The sequence below is a fragment of the Haoranjiania flava genome (genome assembly GCF_025631005.1).
GTDB classification, from domain to species: Bacteria; Bacteroidota; Bacteroidia; order Chitinophagales; family Chitinophagaceae; genus Haoranjiania; species Haoranjiania flava.
Genome location: NZ_JAOTPL010000016.1, coordinates 29210 through 45585, shown reverse-complemented (window position 1 = coordinate 45585; position 16376 = coordinate 29210). Strand labels below are relative to the sequence as shown.

Sequence of the window (16376 nt, the reverse complement as noted above, 5' to 3'; positions counted from 1 at the left end):
ATGCCTACCATACCGCTCACGACACAAGAGTTTAAAGAAAAAATATTTGATTATACCACAGAAAAAGACTGGGTGCATCGTGGCCAATTGCCCACCATTATTGATTTCTATGCAGACTGGTGCGGCCCCTGTAAAATGCTTGCGCCGGTACTGGAAGAACTTGCTGAAGAATATAAAGGCAGGGTAATCATTTACAAAGTAGATACAGAGGCAGAAGAAGAACTCTCGGCAGTGTTTGGGATTCGAAGCATTCCCTCCATACTGTTCATACCTGCAGGCGGCGAACCCGCAATGGAACAGGGTGCACTGCCTAAGCACATCTTAAAACAAATAATCGAAGAAGAATTACTCAACTCAAAAGATCAAAATAATGCGGATAAAACCTTTTAGAAATTTAATTTTTACGACCATCTCGTTCTGCCTGTTGAGCTGTGGAAATAATACAACAGCAGAAGACGAAAATGTACATTCATCTACAGAAATGATGCTAAACAGCTTCGCACTGTCTGAAATTTCTCCCGAATTAGACGGGTGTTCCTGCCTTTTCGCGCAAGACAGCAGTGAGTATAACGAAAGTAATTATATCTTTTCTGCAAATTACGACAGTATTGCATTTGCGAAGATAGACGGCGTAATGACCAGGTTGATGCTGAAGAACAAAAAACAAGAGAATAAAAAATCAGAAATGTTATATGAGAATGAAGATTATAAATTACAGGTAGAGCAGTATGAGGGTGAAAAAAGTGGCTATGAAAGTGTGCACTACTCAGGCACTATACATATTTCAGAAAAGCATACAAAAAGAAAAATCAAATCGCCCTTCTTCGGAGAATGTGGATGTTAATTTTAAAACGATAGAATTGTATAAAACTTTCTTTTTTCTCTTTATCCTCATCTTCCTGCTATACATTCCCTTCAGCAGGGAGCCTGATTTTTTTACAGGTAAAACAATTCCGGCGCTTGTGCATAAGTCTGTAGATAACAACGGGCACCGAAAAGTTGCTGCTCATTTCACATTGAATGGAAAAGACAGCTTTTCTTACGATCCCTCTTATCTCTTCAAGAACTTTGAGGATGGTGAGAAAATAAACACTATTTACAATGCAGCAAATCCCAGCGAGGCTGCCGCCTATGCCTTTTGGGGCTATTGGATCGGCTGGAAAGAGCTGCTGGCCTTGCTTACAGGCTATACGGCATTATTCTTAATAGCCGTATTCATTACCAGGAACCCTTCTGACGAAGCTATCAAGGACCTGGAAGAAGCTGCCAGGCCCAAAATGCGGAAGCCGCGTTATGATGTTTAATTTTTTTTTCTGAGAAACAGCAGTATTTTATATTTGCACCTTTCCAGAAAAACAGCCGATGAAAACCCTTACTGTTATTGCACTTTTAGTGATCTCCAATCTTGTGATGACTATTGCCTGGTATTGGCACATAAAACCGGGGAATGCACATTTTGCGTTGTGGAAGATAATACTCATCAGTTGGGCGCTGGCCTTTGTAGAGTATTGTTTGGCGGTTCCGGCCAATCACTTTGGCAGCCAATGGGGTATTAAACCTTTCCAGCTAAAGATCATGCAGGAAGTGATCACACTGCTTGTGTTTGCCGCTTTTGCAGTTTTTTACCTGAAAGAAGGGTTTAAATTAAATTACCTTATCAGTTTTCTTTTTATTCTCGGTGCGGTTTATTTTGCGTTTAAGAAATAATTGCTTGTTATGTTTTTGTAACTCTCTAAGTTCTTCAGGCCTTAGCATTCTTCTTTTTGCGGACTTTAGGAGAAAATTAAAACAGGCTTCACGCAGAGGACGCTAAGTGTCAAGGTTGAGAGCGCATAGATTAGTTTAATAGATTAGCTTAACTAAAACTCCATCTTCCTGTACTTACCGTCGCTCTCTTTGCGGGCGTGGCGTGGAAATAATAGTTGACGCTTTACGCAGAGAGCGCAGATTAATATAGAAAAATTCGATATTAGAGCTACTCTCAAAACAACCTCCCCTGCACTACACCCGGCTTCCTGAAATTTGTTGTATCAAGCACCGGTACATTTTTATTCATTCCATACATTTCACCATACTTCCTGTATTGCTGGGCTATGATGTCGGCAATGTGCCCCTCGCCGCGCATACGTACGCCCCAACGGGTGTCGTTGACTTTGCCGCCATGGCTTTCTTCAATAAAATGCCATACTTTGTCTGCCCTGTCAGGCATATTCTTATAAAGCCAGTCGTGAAACAAAACCTTGATAGCCCCGTTTAGCCTGATAAAAGTGTAAGCAGTAAAGGTGGCACCCGCTTCGGCAGAAGCTTTCATGATCCGGTGAATCTCGTGATCATTCAACCCGGGTATCATGGGGCCGAGCATAACACCAACAGGTACGCCGGCTTTTGCGAGCTCCTCCATCGCATATAAACGCTGAGAAGCTGTAGCCGTACGCGGTTCCATAGAGCGGCGCAGATCTTCGTTGAAACTCGTAACAGATATTAATACACGCGCCAGCTTGCGGCTGGCCATATCCTGCAAAATATCCTTATCGCGTACAATTCCAACGCTTTTGGTAAGCATGCCGATCGGCTGGTTAAACTCGTTGCAAACCTCAAGCAGGCTCCTGGTAAGCCTGAACTTTTTTTCCGCTGGCTGATAGCAATCTGTATTACCGCTGACCATAATAGGCTTGCACTCCCATTTGGGATGTGACAACTGTTTGCGCAAAGCCTCGCCGGCATTCAGTTTCACAACAATTTTTCTTTCAAAATCAAGGCCGGCGCTGTAACCCCAGTATTCATGCACATTTCGCGCATAACAATAAATGCAGCCATGTTCGCAACCTGCATAAGCATTCATGCTGTAAGACATACCCACATCCGGGCTGTCAACTTTGTTTACAATAGTCTTTACCTGTTGTTTTATATATTGCGTTGAAATCTTGGGGTCTTCCCAATCGTCAATCCCATGGTGATGTTCCCTGGTATATATATTTTTCAGAAAGCGGTTGTGCGTATTAAGTTGTGCACCGCGCCCTTTATGGTACTGATCGCTATCGTCTTTTTTTGTAATGGATACCTTGAACGCATCCTGTTGTAAATCTTTTCTCATAATTGCTGTTTTGATTTTTTTTAAAATAGCATTCCCTGCACTACATTGGTCTTTTTATTTTTGAAAGTAAAATGTTCCACCCTATGGTATTTCCCTCCCTTTTCCCTGCGCAATAAAAGCATGGATTGTGCTGTAAATTTTGCATAGAAGTGAAGATTGCTCATATACTTCCACGCCTGTTCATACTGCTCATTTGTTAAGCCTTTACAAATCGTGAGATGAGGTTCTGAAATGAAATAAGGCTTGTGATCATTATCCGGCTTCAGCATTCTATGTGTTGCCTGCCGCACTTCTCTCACCAGCTCCAATACCTGCGCTCTAGAGGTTACATTTACATAAATGGTGTGCGATGGAAAACAACCAAAGTTGCACAGCTCAACATTTATACTGTCCTGCTTATCTGCTGCATTGCGCACGCGCGACAGTATACGGCTTTCAGCAGTTTTGTACTGCGTAAAAGTACACAAGTTTATGTGCGGCATGTTCAGTGCATTTGGAGCTTTATAGCGCTGATGAAAATCTTTTTTTACCTGCATCAGCTTTTCAGTAACACTTTCGCTGAGTTCAATGATCAACAAGTATTCATATAGGCCCTGATACGACATATCTGTTATTTTGGTATTACAAAGCTAATATTTTTAGTATTATTATTGCTAATTATTTTAGTATTTATAAGTAAATATCTGTTAAAATCATTGCGCGATGCTGTTAGGCAGTTTCAGTAAATTGTGTAATTTTGCAGATTAATTTCAATAATGACCAAAACTGGAAAAATAGAGCTGATGTCTCCTGCCGGAGATTTTGCCTGCCTGCAGGCTGCCATTGACAACGGTGCTGATTCAGTGTATTTTGGAGTGGAGCAGCTAAATATGCGTGCCCGTTCCAGCATTAATTTCACACTCGAAGACCTGGATGAAATAGCAAGACGTTGCAATGAAAAAGGCGTGCGAACTTATCTCACCCTGAATACCATTATTTACGATCATGATCTTTCTATCATAAAAAAATTACTGGACAAAGCAAAACAAGCAGGCCTGACTGCGGTAATAGCTATGGACCAGGCTGTGATCGCTTATGCAAGGCAGATTGGCGTTGAAGTGCATATTTCCACTCAGATAAATATTACCAATATTGAGACGGTTAAGTTTTATGCACTCTTTGCAGACACCATGGTTTTAAGCCGCGAGCTGAGCCTGACGCAGGTAAAGAAAATAACCGAACAAATAGAAAAAGAACAGGTAAAAGGGCCCAACGGAGCACTTGTGGAAATTGAAATATTCGGCCACGGTGCACTGTGCATGGCTGTTTCAGGAAAATGTTACCTGAGCCTGCATTCGCATAATTCATCTGCCAACAGGGGCGCCTGCAAGCAGAACTGCCGCAAAAAATATACGGTCATAGACCAGGAAACCGGTTTTGAAATTGAGCTGGATAATGAATACATGATGTCACCCAAAGATCTGTGTACCATTCCGTTTTTAGACCAAGTAATCAACGCCGGTGTAAAAGTTTTAAAGATAGAAGGACGCGGGCGTGCACCCGAATATGTGGCAACAGTTACCAGGTGCTACCGCGAAGCTATAGACAGCATTGCGGACGGCACTTACTCAAATGAGAAAGTAGTTGAATGGATGAAACAGCTGGAAACTGTTTACAACCGCGGCTTCTGGAGCGGTTACTACCTTGGGCAGGAATTGGGTGAATGGTCGCCAAACCCGGGCAATAATGCTACTCAGAAGAAACTCTACATTGGATCTACACAGCACTATTATCCAAAAAATGAAATCGGGCAGTTTGAGATTGAAGTGTACGATATAAAAGTCGGGGATAAAATACTGGTTCAAGGTCCTACTACGGGTTCACAGGAACTGGAAATTTCCTCTATGATGGTGAATGATGTAGATGCACAGGTTGCCAGCAAAGGAGATATAGTAACCATGCCGCTACCGTTCAAAACCAGGCCATCGGATAAGCTATATAAAATAGTCAAGAATTAAACCGGAACATATACCCCTCGGCAATACATGGTCATCATTACTTTACAGAGAGATAAATGTATCGGTTGCAATTACTGCGCAGAGTTTGCTCCCGATTATTTCCGCATGTCCAAAGCTGACGGCAAATCAGTTTTATTGAAGTCGGCAGAGAAGAAAGGTTTCTTTACTTTTAAAACGCCCAACCCTGAAGCGCTGGAACCTTGCACTAAAGCGGCTACGGCATGTCCTGTGAAAATTATCTCTGTAAAAAATATTTAAACACCTCGCCCCTGCCTCCCCAGAGGAAAAAATCAGCGGAACAGCATAGCTTACAGGCTGCTCTTTGCGATCTTTGTATAAGCTTTCCGCGCTTGACGTGCAGGCATCATTTACATTGACGCCTGTAAATAAAAACAATCAACTCATTTCACACAGAGGTCGCCAAGCCGTGGGAAAGAATAAGATTGCTGCTAAACCTTCGGTGTGCCGTGGTTTCGCAATAAGCAACTCTTTAACAGCATGTTTGTGAGCGAGGTATGAGCGAAGCATCTCCCAAGCCTTTGGCCCGAGAAGCAGGAAAACACACACCGTCTTACAAAAAGAGGAACGAATAAGCAATAGCTTTCGGGCGTGCGGGCAGCCAGAGTTTTTTGGTTCTTTTACGGCAATGGCACAAAAGAAGATTCCTTTCACGCAAAGGTATGCGCTAAGAAGATGTATGATGCCGGATGAAAACACTGACACGGCACAATTCTTTTCACGCAAAAGCTTACCCAAATAACAACGCTATTCGACATTTGCAATGTCGAATACGCTATCCGGAGATTTGAAATCTCCCGATACGGCTCGTGCTTGCAAATCGTGAAGAGCAAGGTTAATCACCAAGAATGGGTCTATTTTCAAGAACTGTTACAGACTAGCATTACGGGCACAAGCGGACGCTTGCGCCAGTGTAGAGTTGTCAGGTGAAAACACCTGATACGGCCCAAAGGCTTTCGCAACTCCGTATTTCTTCGAAGAGGATATTAAACTGTAACCTCAACTTCTTACTTTTTCACTGCTAAGTTCTCACATTTCACAATTCAGCATTCACAAACCTAAAATCAAGGACTGCTTCTAAACTACGTTGCGCTAAGTTTATCGCAAAGACGAACCATCAACAACAAACATTTATGAACAAGTAAATGATCTAACCTTTCGCCAGCTCTTTTATCTGGTCGGATGTGTAAATATATTGCCCGGTGTTATGCAACAATGAACTCTTAAGCATAGCAAGCGCTATGTCTGTTGCCCGTATGCTTCTATATTTTTGCAACCTACCCAAAAGCAAAGGATCAATTATTTTAAACAGCGCTTTAGAAAAGTCTTCTGCCCATCTTTTCTCCTGCCTTTCGCCTGTAATTAAAGAAGGACGGTAAATGCAAGTAGTATCTATGCCTACTTCCAATACATCTTTCTCTACACGGCCCTTAAGCTTTGTATAAAAATTGCGGCTGTGAATGTCAGCTCCCAAAGAAGACACAATGTGGAATTGCTTTACACCATTCTCCTTTCCTGCTCTTGCGAACCATAAAGGATAGAAATGATCGATGCGGTAATAATCTGTATATCAGGTGTTTTCTTCCTCGTAGTGCCTAAACAGGAAAATATCACTTCCGTATTTACCTCCTGGTTAAGTGATGCAATATCTGCAAAATCAGTTACTATCTTTTCGAGTTTTTCATGCTCAATTGCAACAGGTTTGCGGATAAAAATTTTTACGCGTGTATAATGCTCATCGTTCAGGAGCAGTCGCAATAAACTGCTTCCTACAAGCCCTGTACTTCCTAATATAATTGCTGTTGCCGGCATTGTATCATAATTTATTTATATAATTCTACCCTTTAAAAGTCAAAAACGAATTAGCCTGGGCGGTGCAGGTTACTACCAAATCATTTATACAAACATGCGCCGGTAAAGTGGCACAGTAATATGTTATATCCGCAATATCCTTTGCATGCAGGGGTTCATAACCCTCATACACCTCATCGCTTTTAAGTTGATCGCCTTTAAAGCGCACATTTGAAAACTCAGTGTCAGCCGCACCGGGATGTATCGCTGTAACTTTTATACGGTGCTGCAAAAGTTCCATCCGCAACGATTGTGAAAGACTGTTCACAGCATGTTTGGTAGCATTATACACATTGCCCATCGGATATACATCTTTACCGGCAATAGAGCCCATGTTTATAATATGGCCCTGATTTCTGTTAATTAAGTACGGCACAACTGCTTTGGTCACATAAAGCAATCCTTTTACATTGGTATCAATCATGGTGTCCCAATCATCCAGGTCACAATCGTTGAAGTTGTTGCGCCCTAATGCAAGGCCGGCGTTGTTTACAAGTACGTCAATGTTTTGCCATGCTGCAGGCAGTGAACTTAAATTCGCCGTAACTTCTTCGTTTTTTCTTACATCAAAATTTAAAGGAAGCACCTGTACACTGAATTTTTGTTTCAGCTCTTGGGCAAGCTGGTCCAGCCTGTCTTTACGCCGTCCGGTGATAATACAGCTCCAAGCTTCTGCAGCAAATTTCTCAGCAATAGCTTTTCCAAACCCTGAAGTAGCTCCCGTAATCAATATTATTTTCTGCATGAGATAATCATTAAATAAAAAATAAAATTACCAATAGAAAGATAGATTAACAAAATTGAATTTTAACTTCGTATTCATTCTGCTGTCTAAAGCTCACTGATAGGGCGGTTTACAGCAAATGCCCCTGAGTTTATATTAAACAATACTTTTCTTATGAAACATATACTTTCCTTGATCATAGCAGTTTTATTAGCAACCTTTACTTTTGGGCAGGAGACAACCGGCACAGCGCCTTACGAACAAAGCCAAACCATACCATCTATAAATTTACTGACTACAGACAGCGCCTGGTACAATTTGCGCACCAACAATGTTGAAAAAAATGTAGCTGTTATTTATTTCAGCCATGATTGCAAACATTGCCAGTCTGAAGCAAAAGAAATTGCTGCAAATACAGACAAGCTTAAGGATGTACAACTGCTGTGGATATCTTCCATGAGCTCTATTGACGAAATAAAAGATTTCCGCCAGCAATACGGACTTACAGGCAGCAATATTACTTTTCTCAAAGATCCTAACTTTTCCATTGCGCTCTTTTACGATGTAAAAACACTTCCTTTCATAGCTCTATACGACAAAGCAGGGCAAACCAGGAAACTCTACAGGAAAGCTGTTACTGCTGAAGGTATTCTTGCAGCCTTTCAATAAAAAAATTCTTCTTTAAGCAAACAATACTACATTTGCCAGCCAAGTGCCATTTATCGCTATGCAAAACAAGAAGAAAATAGATATCATTGAGTTGGCTAAGATTCTCAATTTGTCCAAGTCCACGATATCACGCGCTTTCCGCAACAGCAGCGATATTAATAAGCATACCAGGCAAAGGATTCTGGATAAAGCGCAGGAACTAAATTACCATCCCAATATTTACGCAAGCAGCCTGCGCAAAAGAAAGAGCAAAACCATTGCTATCATTATTCCTGAACTTGCCAACAATTTTTTCTCGAAGGCCGTAAACGGTATTGAAAACATCGCACGCAGCAACAACTTTCATTCGCTGATCTATTTTACCGACAGCCAGGTAAAAAAAGAAATTGAAATTACAAAAAACCTGCTGAATGGCAGAGTGGAAGGTGTGATCATATCTGCAACCGGCGAAGGCACAGAACCGCTACACATAAAAAGCCTGCAACGAAACACACCTGTTGTATTTTTCGACCGTGTATACGATGAGATCATTGCGCCTAAAGTTGTTACAGACGATTATGAAAGCAGCTTTAAAGCTACTGAACTGTTGCTGAAAAATGGCTGTAAACGTACGGCATTCTTCGTGATCAATAAAAATATTTCTATAGGCAAACAAAGAATGAAGGGCTACCTGGATGCGCTGAAAGCCAATGGATGTAAGCATAACGATAAATTAATACTTAATTGCTGCAATCATTTCCAAGAGAATTATAAAATGATCAGCAAGTTTTTAAAGAAAGAAAAACCTGATGGTATCTTCGCTTCCGTAGAAAGGCTGGCCACTTGTACATACTCGGTTTGTAAAGACAAGAATATTTCCATACCTGCCGATATAAAACTGATCTGCTACTCCAGTATTGACATTGCAGACCTGCTTGCTCCATCGTTATCAACAGTTACTCAACCTGCTTACGATATGGGCGCTAAGGCTGCCGAACTGCTGTTTAAACAGATCAACGAGCAGCAGATCTCTGATGAAAAAGTAACTTTAACATCAAGAATTGATGAAAGAGCATCATCTCAATAATACCGGCTTGGATACAGAAAACTCAAACAACTGTGCTTAACAATAAATTTATCCAAAGCCGGGAATTGATCTACGTTCTATCTGCAAGGCTGCATTATTATAATCAATGCAACTATCTTAAGTTACAATCAAAGAAAACACCGGGGAGACAGAAAGAATCAACATGCTTTTCGTATTGCAGTTGATTGCAAATCCAGCATGAACTAAACTTTAAATTTACACCATAATGGAGGGTTTTGTTAGTTTACCCAAAAATTAATTTGTACTTTTGCGCTCGAATTTAAAGACATACAATTTAATATGGCAACTAAAAAAGTCTCCAGGATAGCGGTTTTAACTTCCGGCGGCGACGCTCCGGGCATGAATGCGGCTATACGTGCAGTAGTAAGGACAGCAATTTTCAACAAGATTGAGGTTTATGGTATCGTTCGCGGCTACAGCGGCATGATTGAAGATGATATTTATAAGATGGATTCCAAATCCGTTGCAAACATTATTCAAAGAGGCGGCACCATTTTAAAGTCTGCCAGGAGCGACGAATTTAAAACACCTGCAGGCAGAAAAAAAGCATTCAACAACTTAAAGAAAAAAGAAATTGACGGCTTAGTGGTTATCGGTGGCGACGGAAGTTTTACGGGAGCTTTGAAATTATCCGAGGAGCACGGCATACCTGTTATAGGCCTGCCGGGCACAATAGACAAAGATTGCTATGGCACAGACTCTACCATTGGTTTTGATACAGCGGTGAATACTGCCGTTGAAAATATTGATAAGATAAGAGATACAGCAGACGCACACGACAGGCTTTTTATTGTAGAAGTCATGGGCAGGGATGCAGGCTACATTGCTTTGAACGCCGGCATTGCAACAGGCGCAGAAACCATTCTTCTGCCCGAAACAAAGACAGATATAGAAAGTGTGATCATTGGTTTAAAAAGAAAAGAAAGAAGAAAAAAACTGGTAAACCTGATCGTTGTAGCAGAAGGCGATGAGTTGGGCGGCGCATCTGAAGTAGCCAAGGTGGTAAAAGAAAGATTGCCTAAAATTGATACACGCGTTACTATCTTAGGCCATATTCAAAGAGGCGGCTCACCTTCCTGCTGCGACAGGCTCATAGCCAGCAGAATGGGCTACCATGCTGTAGTTGCACTGAATGAGGGCAAAAGAAATGTGATGATCGGCATTCAGAATGGCAATATCGTACACGTACCGCTTGAAGATGCCATTTCTAAAAAGAACCAGGGCATAGACCAGGAACTATTGAAAATATCACATATCCTTTCGATATAGCCAGGACAATGCTAATGCAAGTTTATGGCTGCTTTTTACTAAATTAAAAACATATACCATAGTATAAACTAACTGTTTGTGGCACAAGAAAAAAAATGTTATGAATAAGTATCTGGTCTCAGGATAGACCAACCGAGGATGAATACTAATCTAAAGAAATGGTTATTCCATGTGGCAAACAGAAAAAATTAAATATACACAGATGAAATAGCCATAAGCAAAATTACAACCAACTGTTAATGAATAAAGGTTATTCCATGCGACAACTGGAAAACAAATAAATACACACAGATGAAATAGCCATAAGCAAAATTACATACCAACTGTTAATGAATAAAGGTTATTCCATGCAACAACTGGAAAACAAATAAATACACACAGATGAAATAGCCATAAGCAAAATTGCATACCAACCGCAAATGAATAAAGGCTATTCCATGTGGCCATAAAGAAAAATAAAAATATACACACATGAAATAACCATAAAGATTAAGAATCTATACCAACCGGGAATGAGTATTGAATCTAAAAGCTGGTTATTCCATGTGGCAACTAAAAAACAAATAAATATACACACATGAAATAACCATAAAGATTAGCAATCTTTACCAACCGAGGATGATAATAAAGATTAAGGTTTTGGTTATTCCGTGTGGCAAACAGAAAAATTAAATATTAACACATGAAAGAATACGTAGAAAAATATTATTATAAAGAGCCGGAAAATACCAAGCCGCTTTTCGACATTCCTAAAACTAAGATCGTAGCTACCGTAGGCCCTGCCTGTGATACCTACGACAAGCTGCTGGAACTGGTTAAAACAGGCGTAAATGTATTCCGTCTCAACTTCTCTCATGGAGATCATGCGAGCAAGCTGGATATCATTAACCATATCAGGCTGATAAATAAAGAACACAACACCTTCATCACCATCCTGGCGGATCTGCAAGGGCCCAAGCTGAGAGTAGGCGATCTGGAAAACGGCCACCTGAACATTGTGCCGGGTGATGAACTGGTATTTAATTCCAGAGAAAAAGTTGTTGGCACTAAGCAAAAAATTTATGTCTCCTACCCAGACCTGCACAAAGATGTAAGGGTTGGCGAAAAGATATTGCTCGACGATGGTAAAATTGAAGTGCTGGTAACTGAAGTGAACCACAAGACCGGCGATGTAAAAGTGCGTGTTAACTTCGGCGGCACATTGCTTCCTAAAAAAGGTGTAAACCTGCCTGACACCAACATTTCCCTGCCTGCAATGACCGAGAAAGATATAGAAGACCTGGACTTCATCACCGAACATAAATTAGACTGGGTGGCTTTGTCTTTCGTAAGAAATCCCAATGATATCATGGAGCTGAGGCAGCGGATCCGGAAAAAGAAGTCTAAGACAAAAGTGATGGCTAAGATTGAAATGCCCTCAGCATTAAAATATCTTGATGAGATCATAGCAGAGTCTGATGCCATCATGGTGGCAAGAGGCGATCTCGGCGTAGAGCTTCCTATTGAGAAAGTACCTATGACGCAGAGGCGTATCATCAGGCAGTGCCTCATAGCATCTAAACCTGTGATCGTAGCTACACAAATGATGGAGAGCATGATGGAAAGAACGCGCCCCAATAGAAGCGAGATCACAGACGTGGCCAATGCAGTCTTGGAAGGAACAGACGCTGTAATGCTGAGTGGCGAAACTGCCATGGGTAACCACCCCGCGCTGGTTGTGGAAACCATGAGAAACATTATCCTTGAAGTTGAAAATACTGAATATTACTACAACAGGCCTGAGTCTCATGAAGACAGGGTAATCAGCGATGCACTTTGTTACAGCGCCTGCAATATTGCATCTGAAATTCATGCAAAGGCAATCATTGGTATGACGCAAAGCGGGTACACAGCTTTCTGCCTAAGCAGCTTCCGTCCCAAACGCCCCTTGTTCATATTCACCAAGACAGAATCCTTGGTTACACAGCTTGGCCTTAGCTGGGGTGTAAAAGCTTTTTATTATAATGATGAGGAAGGGCTTGACGAGATCATTGAAGATCAGCTGACTATTTTAAAAAGGCATAAGTTTATCAAGAACGGCGATATTGTTGTAAACACAGGATCTACGCCGGTCGCAAAACATTTGCCCACCAACATGATCAAAATTACCAGGGTTGAATAAGACGCTGGCTATAAACATAAAAAAAACCGGAAATAAAATTTCCGGTTTTTTTTATGTATGTCGTAAAAGCTTATTTTACAGAAGCTACCAAAGCTTTGAAAGTTTCCGGCTCATTCATAGCCATATCAGCTAATACTTTGCGGTTGATTTCTATACCTGCTTTGTTTAATTTATCCATGAAAACACTGTAAGTAATACCCTCTGCACGCACACCTGCATTGATACGTGCAATCCAAAGCTGGCGGTATTCTCTCTTTTTCAGTTTACGGCCTACATAGCTGTAGGTCATACCTTTTTCAACAATGTTTTTGGCTACGGTATACACGTTTTTACGTTTGCCGTAAAAACCTTTGGCCTGTTTTAATATATTTTTCCTTCTTGCTTTGGCAGCAACGGAGTTTTTTGAACGTGGCATAATTTAAATATTTTTAGATCAGCACCGGCTGATGATTAACAATAGGTGATTATTTTAAACGTAATAAACGTAAAACGAAAGGTTTGTGAGAAGGAGAAACTTTTCCCAGGATATTCAAAGCTCTTTTGCGTTTTTTTGATTTCTTGGTTAAGATGTGACGTTTAAACGGTTTTTGGTGCATGATCTCACCGCTGGCGGTAACTCTGAAGCGCTTCTTTGCACTGGAGTTTGTTTTTACTTTTGGCATTTTAAATAATCTTTTAAGATTACACCCTGCTGGTGTTCCCGGAACCTCCCGGAAAACTTGTTTTGACCTTACGGGTAAAATTGGTTTGCAAAATTACGTCTTTTTTTATTATTTATAAAATTTTACAGCAAACTCTTTGATGTTCTTCCCGGCTGATCTTCGAGGTTTAGGGATCTCAGATTTGAATGGTGAATGGTGAAATGTGAGAGGTAAGAGGTTGTGTCGCTGATATAAGTTGTGGCCAGATGTTTAATATTCCTCCGCTTCGAGGAAGTACGGAGTTGTGTAAACCTTATGCCGTGTCAGGTGTTTTCACCTGACAGCTCTACACTTGCGCAAGCGTCCGCTTGTGCCCGTAATGCTATTCTGTAACAGTTCTTGAAAAAATAGAGATCATTCTTGGTGATTAATCTTTGTGCCGTGCCAGGTGTTTCACCTGACAACTCTACTCTGGCGCAAGCGTCCGCTTGTGACCGTAATGCTAGTCTGTAACAGTTCTTGAAAAAATAGAGCCATTCTTGGTGATTAACCTTTGCGCCTTGTCAAGTGTTTTCTTGACTGGCGCAAGCATCCGCTTGTGTCCGTAATGCTATTCTGTAACAGTCTTGAAACAAAATAGAGCCCATTCTTGGTGATTAACCTTTGTGCCGTGTCAGGTGTTTTCACCTGACATCTCTTGACTGCCGCAAGCATCCGCTTGTGACCGTAATGCTATTCTGTAACAGTTTTTGAAAAATAGAGTTCATTCTTGGTGATTAACCTTTGTGCCGTGTCAGGTGTTTTCACCTGACATCTCTTGACTGGCGCAAGCATCCGCTTGTGTCCGTAATGCTATTCTGTAACAGTCTTGAAACAAAATAGAGCCCATTCTTGGTGATTAACTTTTTTATGCCGTGTCAGGTGTTTTCACCTGACATCTCTTGACTGGCGCAAGCATCCGCTTGTGCCCGTAATGCTATCCTGTAACAGTTCTTGAAAAATAGAGCTCATTCTTGGTGATTAACCTTTGTGCCATGTCAGGTATTTTCACCTGACAGCTCTACACTGGCGCAAGCGTCCGCTTGTGCCCGTAATGCTATTCTGTAACAGTTCTTGAAAAAATAGAGACATTCTTGGTGATTAACTTTGCTCTTTATTATTTGCAAGCACGAGGCCTATCGGGAGATTTCAAATCTCCGGATAGCCTATTCGACATTGCAAATGTCGAATAGCGCCAGGAAATATAATATATTTTGATGCCGTGTCAGGTGTTTTCACCTGACAGCCCCTACACTGGCGCAAGCGTCCGCTTGTGCCCGTAATGCTATTGTGTAACAGTTCTTGGAAAAAATAGAACCATTCTTGGTGATTAATCTTGCTCCTCATGATTTGCAAGCACGAGGCCTATCGGGAGATTTCAAATCTCCGGATAGCCTATTCGACATTGCAAATGTCGAATAGCGTTGGCAAATAAAATATATTTTGATGCCGTATCAGGTATTTTCCTCTGACAACTCTACACTGGCGCAAGCGTCCGCTTGTGCCCGTAATGCTACTCTGTAACAGTTCTTAAAAAAATAGAGCCATTCTTGGTGATTAACCTTTGCGCCTTATCAAGTGTTCACCTTTTCCCATTGCCGCAAAAGAATCAAAACAGTGTAGTCTGCCTGAAGAGGTGACCTACGCGTGGGCGCTAACGGGAAGCAATTTGCATGACAAACAATTGCTTTGCTGTAATCACGCTAAGAAAACATACTTCTTCGGGCGAATCAGTCACCTTCCGTGCACTACTTGCTGTCACTGACAGGCGGCGCCCGATTCAAGCAGTGCTCTAAGTGCAACTTTGCCGTATAATGAGTGAAGTGGTGCTCCGGTCTCTGCAAGAAGCAAGGCAGGGATGACGTGAGATTGCAGCCAATAAAACTTTCTTTTGCTTTTAGCATTTAACTGTTTATTTTTGGCTGACTATGAAAACCGGTTTTGTAAATATTTTTGGTAAACCAAATGCTGGAAAGAGCACCCTGCTGAATGCGTTGCTGGGAGAAAAACTGGCCATAATTTCGCCCAAAGTACAAACAACAAGGCACCGTATAAAAGGTTTCCTGAATGCCAAAGACCAGTACCAGATAGTTTTTTCCGACACACCGGGCATTATTGAGCCAAAGTACAAACTGCACGAACGCATGATGCAGTCCGTAAAAAGCGCCCTGGAAGATGCAGACGTAGCATTGCTGATGGTAGACGTAAATGACAACTGGGAAGAAAACAATCAAATATTTGAAGCGCTCAGGCTGAAAGTGCCGTGTATTGTGGTTTTGAACAAAGTTGACAAGAGCAACAAGCAAAAGGTTGAGGAAGCCAAAGCCTATTTTTCAAATAAACCATATTGCAAAAAACTGGTAGTGATCTCCGCCTTACAGCAGGGCAACCTGCATGAACTGTTGGATGCTATCCTGGAACTGCTTCCAGAAGGTTTTCCGTTTTACAACGAAGAAGACCTTACTGACCTGCCCACCAAATTTTTTGTAGGAGAAATCATACGCGAAAAAATATTCGAACTCTTCGGCGATGAGATACCCTACCATACCGCTGTAATGGTCAATGCTTTTAAAGAGAAGACAACGCTCATAAAAATCCAGGCCGATATAATTGTACAACGGGAAACCCAGAAAGGAATTTTAATCGGCGAGGGCGGCAAAATGATAAAAAAAATAGGAACTTTGGCGAGAGAAGACATTGAGAAATTTTTGGATAGTAAAGTATTCCTGGAGCTGTTTATAAAAGTGCGCCCTAAGTGGCGAGACAATGATGCACAGTTAAGAGAGTACGGCTATTTTTAATGCAGATACAAATTATAAATTGCAG

At 41.3% G+C, this 16376-nt stretch carries 18 protein-coding genes; 11 read left to right on the top strand and 7 right to left on the bottom strand.

Annotated features, from left to right (window positions below):
- The 4 genes from trxA to OD355_RS10705 are packed head-to-tail and all read left to right on the top strand — an operon-like array spanning nucleotide 1 to nucleotide 1707.
- Entirely contained in the window at nucleotides 1–390 is a 390-nt protein-coding gene (gene trxA / locus OD355_RS10720) for a thioredoxin (RefSeq protein ID WP_263038475.1), read from the top strand.
- Nucleotides 371–844, top strand: coding sequence for a hypothetical protein (locus OD355_RS10715; protein WP_263038474.1), 474 nt, complete (start codon nucleotides 371–373; stop codon nucleotides 842–844). Before trxA ends, OD355_RS10715 begins: the two co-directional genes overlap by 20 nt.
- Before the next feature lie 16 nt (nucleotides 845–860).
- The gene (locus tag OD355_RS10710) at nucleotides 861–1304 is read left to right on the top strand and encodes a hypothetical protein (RefSeq protein ID WP_263038473.1); all 444 of its coding nucleotides are present in this window, start codon (nucleotides 861–863) and stop codon (nucleotides 1302–1304) included.
- A gap of 58 nt (nucleotides 1305–1362) precedes the next feature.
- Nucleotides 1363–1707 carry a DMT family protein gene (locus tag OD355_RS10705; RefSeq protein ID WP_263038472.1) on the top strand — a complete coding sequence of 115 codons (345 nt, stop codon included), beginning with the start codon at nucleotides 1363–1365 and terminating at the stop codon, nucleotides 1705–1707.
- 274 nt (nucleotides 1708–1981) lie between these two features.
- On the opposite strand, the gene OD355_RS10700 is transcribed toward OD355_RS10705, so the two are convergent.
- Entirely contained in the window at nucleotides 1982–3094 is a 1113-nt protein-coding gene (locus tag OD355_RS10700; RefSeq protein WP_263038471.1) for a PA0069 family radical SAM protein, read from the bottom strand.
- A 20-nt stretch (nucleotides 3095–3114) separates the two neighbouring features.
- On the bottom strand, nucleotides 3115–3699 hold the full coding sequence (locus tag OD355_RS10695) for a 2'-5' RNA ligase family protein (protein WP_263038470.1): 585 nt from the start codon (nucleotides 3697–3699) through the stop codon (nucleotides 3115–3117).
- Between the two features lie 150 nt (nucleotides 3700–3849).
- Here OD355_RS10695 and OD355_RS10690 point away from each other — a divergent pair, with 150 nt between their 5' ends.
- Both OD355_RS10690 and OD355_RS10685 read left to right on the top strand, forming a co-directional pair.
- Entirely contained in the window at nucleotides 3850–5091 is a 1242-nt protein-coding gene (locus OD355_RS10690; RefSeq protein ID WP_263038469.1) for a peptidase U32 family protein, read from the top strand.
- Between the two features lie 27 nt (nucleotides 5092–5118).
- Entirely contained in the window at nucleotides 5119–5349 is a 231-nt protein-coding gene (locus OD355_RS10685) for a ferredoxin (protein ID WP_263038468.1), read from the top strand.
- A 910-nt stretch (nucleotides 5350–6259) separates the two neighbouring features.
- Here the strand turns inward: OD355_RS10685 and OD355_RS10680 are convergent.
- From OD355_RS10680 to OD355_RS10670, 3 genes are read right to left on the bottom strand one after another with little or no spacing between them, the layout of a single operon-like run.
- Nucleotides 6260–6592 carry a Rossmann-fold NAD(P)-binding domain-containing protein gene (locus tag OD355_RS10680; RefSeq protein ID WP_263038467.1) on the bottom strand — a complete coding sequence of 111 codons (333 nt, stop codon included), beginning with the start codon at nucleotides 6590–6592 and terminating at the stop codon, nucleotides 6260–6262.
- 14 nt (nucleotides 6593–6606) lie between these two features.
- Nucleotides 6607–6921, bottom strand: coding sequence for an NAD(P)H-binding protein (locus OD355_RS10675; protein WP_263038466.1), 315 nt, complete (start codon nucleotides 6919–6921; stop codon nucleotides 6607–6609).
- Nucleotides 6922–6946: 25 nt separating this feature from the next.
- Entirely contained in the window at nucleotides 6947–7705 is a 759-nt protein-coding gene (locus OD355_RS10670; RefSeq protein WP_263038465.1) for an SDR family NAD(P)-dependent oxidoreductase, read from the bottom strand.
- A gap of 153 nt (nucleotides 7706–7858) precedes the next feature.
- Here OD355_RS10670 and OD355_RS10665 point away from each other — a divergent pair, with 153 nt between their 5' ends.
- The 4 genes from OD355_RS10665 (at nucleotide 7859) to pyk (ending at nucleotide 12870) form a co-directional block, all read left to right on the top strand.
- Nucleotides 7859–8353 (top strand): TlpA family protein disulfide reductase, encoded by a 495-nt coding sequence (locus tag OD355_RS10665; RefSeq protein ID WP_263038464.1) that lies wholly within the window; start codon nucleotides 7859–7861, stop codon nucleotides 8351–8353.
- 58 nt (nucleotides 8354–8411) lie between these two features.
- A complete protein-coding gene (locus tag OD355_RS10660; protein WP_263038463.1) occupies nucleotides 8412–9419 on the top strand; it encodes a LacI family DNA-binding transcriptional regulator in 1008 nt (335 codons plus the stop codon).
- A gap of 300 nt (nucleotides 9420–9719) precedes the next feature.
- Nucleotides 9720–10709, top strand: a complete 990-nt coding sequence (pfkA, locus tag OD355_RS10655) for a 6-phosphofructokinase (protein ID WP_263038462.1) — start codon at nucleotides 9720–9722, stop codon at nucleotides 10707–10709.
- Nucleotides 10710–11391: 682 nt separating this feature from the next.
- On the top strand, nucleotides 11392–12870 hold the full coding sequence (gene pyk, locus OD355_RS10650) for a pyruvate kinase (RefSeq protein WP_263038461.1): 1479 nt from the start codon (nucleotides 11392–11394) through the stop codon (nucleotides 12868–12870).
- Between the two features lie 70 nt (nucleotides 12871–12940).
- On the opposite strand, the gene rplT is transcribed toward pyk, so the two are convergent.
- Both rplT and rpmI read right to left on the bottom strand, forming a co-directional pair.
- A complete protein-coding gene (rplT, locus tag OD355_RS10645; RefSeq protein WP_263038460.1) occupies nucleotides 12941–13285 on the bottom strand; it encodes a 50S ribosomal protein L20 in 345 nt (114 codons plus the stop codon).
- 49 nt (nucleotides 13286–13334) lie between these two features.
- Nucleotides 13335–13532, bottom strand: a complete 198-nt coding sequence (gene rpmI / locus OD355_RS10640; protein WP_263038459.1) for a 50S ribosomal protein L35 — start codon at nucleotides 13530–13532, stop codon at nucleotides 13335–13337.
- A 1946-nt stretch (nucleotides 13533–15478) separates the two neighbouring features.
- On the opposite strand from rpmI, the gene era reads away from it, so the two are divergent.
- Nucleotides 15479–16351 (top strand): GTPase Era, encoded by an 873-nt coding sequence (gene era / locus OD355_RS10635; protein WP_263038458.1) that lies wholly within the window; start codon nucleotides 15479–15481, stop codon nucleotides 16349–16351.
- The last annotated feature ends 25 nt before the right edge of the window (nucleotides 16352–16376 follow it).

What these genes read in the sequence shown, in the direction of transcription:
- rpmI (WP_263038459.1), bottom strand. Translation starts at nt 13,532, where the DNA reads ATGCCAAAAGTAAAAACAAACTCCAGTGCAAAGAAGCGCTTCAGAGTT.
- pyk (WP_263038461.1), top strand. Translation starts at nt 11,392, where the DNA reads ATGAAAGAATACGTAGAAAAATATTATTATAAAGAGCCGGAAAATACC.
- OD355_RS10690 (WP_263038469.1), top strand. Translation starts at nt 3,850, where the DNA reads ATGACCAAAACTGGAAAAATAGAGCTGATGTCTCCTGCCGGAGATTTT.
- trxA (WP_263038475.1), top strand. Translation starts at nt 1, where the DNA reads ATGCCTACCATACCGCTCACGACACAAGAGTTTAAAGAAAAAATATTT.
- OD355_RS10715 (WP_263038474.1), top strand. Translation starts at nt 371, where the DNA reads ATGCGGATAAAACCTTTTAGAAATTTAATTTTTACGACCATCTCGTTC.
- OD355_RS10675 (WP_263038466.1), bottom strand. Translation starts at nt 6,921, where the DNA reads ATGCCGGCAACAGCAATTATATTAGGAAGTACAGGGCTTGTAGGAAGC.
- era (WP_263038458.1), top strand. Translation starts at nt 15,479, where the DNA reads ATGAAAACCGGTTTTGTAAATATTTTTGGTAAACCAAATGCTGGAAAG.
- OD355_RS10670 (WP_263038465.1), bottom strand. Translation starts at nt 7,705, where the DNA reads ATGCAGAAAATAATATTGATTACGGGAGCTACTTCAGGGTTTGGAAAA.
- OD355_RS10695 (WP_263038470.1), bottom strand. Translation starts at nt 3,699, where the DNA reads ATGTCGTATCAGGGCCTATATGAATACTTGTTGATCATTGAACTCAGC.
- rplT (WP_263038460.1), bottom strand. Translation starts at nt 13,285, where the DNA reads ATGCCACGTTCAAAAAACTCCGTTGCTGCCAAAGCAAGAAGGAAAAAT.
- OD355_RS10685 (WP_263038468.1), top strand. Translation starts at nt 5,119, where the DNA reads ATGGTCATCATTACTTTACAGAGAGATAAATGTATCGGTTGCAATTAC.
- OD355_RS10660 (WP_263038463.1), top strand. Translation starts at nt 8,412, where the DNA reads ATGCAAAACAAGAAGAAAATAGATATCATTGAGTTGGCTAAGATTCTC.
- pfkA (WP_263038462.1), top strand. Translation starts at nt 9,720, where the DNA reads ATGGCAACTAAAAAAGTCTCCAGGATAGCGGTTTTAACTTCCGGCGGC.
- OD355_RS10700 (WP_263038471.1), bottom strand. Translation starts at nt 3,094, where the DNA reads ATGAGAAAAGATTTACAACAGGATGCGTTCAAGGTATCCATTACAAAA.
- OD355_RS10665 (WP_263038464.1), top strand. Translation starts at nt 7,859, where the DNA reads ATGAAACATATACTTTCCTTGATCATAGCAGTTTTATTAGCAACCTTT.
- OD355_RS10705 (WP_263038472.1), top strand. Translation starts at nt 1,363, where the DNA reads ATGAAAACCCTTACTGTTATTGCACTTTTAGTGATCTCCAATCTTGTG.